1 protein-coding gene is annotated in these 1,120 nt (G+C 64.6%); it reads left to right on the top strand.

Going from position 1 to position 1,120, the window contains the following annotated elements; genetic code table 11:
- Positions 1–60 precede the first annotated feature (60 nt).
- Positions 61–1,120, top strand: a protein-coding gene (locus tag KY501_RS52825) for an IS3 family transposase (protein WP_224373250.1) whose coding sequence is annotated in 2 segments (ribosomal slippage) — positions 61–316 and positions 316–1,120 — 1,061 coding nt annotated over the 2 segments. Because the reading frame shifts where the segments join, the coding sequence is not laid out codon by codon here. This gene is flagged as partial in the annotation.

Below are 1,120 nucleotides of genomic sequence, written 5' to 3'. Positions count from 1 at the left end.
TGAGCCTGCCCCGATTTTGTGGACACCCCTGATGAGTCGAAACACGAGAGGATGTGTCCCATGGAACGAAGGAAGAGACGGAGCTTCACGCCCGAGTTCAGGGCGGAGGCAATCCGGCTGGTGAGAGAGGGGACGAAGTCACTGCCCCAGGTGGCCAAGGATCTGGACCTGACCGAGTCAGCCCTGAGGCTCTGGGTGAAGCAGGCAGACGCGGCTGAGGGCAAGGCAGCCCCCGGAGCGCTCAGCCAGGCCGAGAGGGAGGAGTTGCTGCAGCTGCGGCGGGAGAACCGGCAGCTGCTGATGGAGCGCGACTTCCTAAAAAAAGCGGCGGCCTTCTTCGCGAAGGACTCGAAGTGAGGTTCGAGTTCATTGAGGCGCAGAAGGCCCACTTCCCCATCGAGTTCATGTGCGAGCAGTTGGAGGTGTCGCGCTCGGGCTTCTACGCCTGGAAGCAGAGGCCGGAGTCTGCGCGCCAGCAGGAGGACCAGCAGTTGGCCCAGGAGGTAGCCCGAGTGCACCAGGAGAGTCGAGGCACCTACGGCAGCCCTCGGGTCCACGCGGAGATGCGGGCTCGGGGCCGCAAGGTCAGCCGCAAACGGGTCGCCAAGCTCATGAAGAAGCAGAAGCTGGAGGCGCGCAAGAGGCGCCGCTCGGTGCGCACCACGGACTCCAACCACCCCAATGCGGTGGCTCCCAACGTTCTGGAGCGCGACTTCTCCCCCGGCCAGCCCAACAGCACCTGGGCTACGGACATCACCTACGTGTGGACAGGCGAAGGCTGGTTGTACCTGGCCGTGGTGCTCGACTTGTTCTCGCGCATGGTGGTCGGCTGGTCCATGAGCGAGCACATCGACACGAAGCTGGTCCTCGGAGCTCTGGAGATGGCCCTGCAGGGGCGCAAGCCGCCTCAAGGGCTCATCCACCACTCGGACCGCGGCAGCCAGTACGCCAGTGCCGAGTACCGGCAGGCCCTGGCCTCCCGGGGGATCCAGTGCAGCATGTCCCGAAAGGGCAACTGCTGGGACAACGCCGTGGTGGAGAGCTTCTTCAGCAGCCTGAAGATGGAACTGGTCTACCTCACCAACTTCCCCACCCGGCACCACGCTCGCTCGGAGCTCTT

Source organism: Hyalangium versicolor, assembly GCF_020103695.1.
Classification (GTDB): domain Bacteria; phylum Myxococcota; class Myxococcia; order Myxococcales; family Myxococcaceae; genus Hyalangium; species Hyalangium versicolor.
Note: the sequence above shows the minus strand (reverse complement) of the source record. Positions and strands in the feature narration are given on the sequence as shown.